The organism is Mammaliicoccus sp. Q-M61, assembly GCF_022386055.1.
Lineage (GTDB): Bacteria > Bacillota > Bacilli > Staphylococcales > Staphylococcaceae > Mammaliicoccus > Mammaliicoccus sciuri_A.
The window spans coordinates 1-243 of the sequence record NZ_JAJNJL010000045.1; the positions used below are offsets into that span (position 1 = coordinate 1).

1 protein-coding gene is annotated in these 243 nt (G+C 37.4%); it reads left to right on the plus strand.

All coding sequences use genetic code 11. From position 1 onward, the window contains the following. Positions 1–243, plus strand: a 243-nt coding sequence (locus LQ677_RS14635; RefSeq protein WP_239749102.1) for a hypothetical protein, incomplete at both ends; no start/stop codon positions are given.

A 243-nucleotide genomic window follows, 5' to 3' on the forward strand; every position in this document is an offset into this window, starting at 1 on the left:
ACTTAGATGTGTTGGAATATAATAATACCGATAAACCTGCAGTTCCAGGTGACGAAGTTCATATCGACTTAATAGGTTCAAATATTTCACCGCTACCAACGCGCGTTGAGTGGAGAGATAAGAACGGTAATGTAGTTCAAAAAACTGACGATATTAATACGTTAGAAGATGGTGAACAACAAGGTACATTTATTGTTCCAGATAGTGCGGTAGATGGAGATATTTACACTGCATATTTAGTCG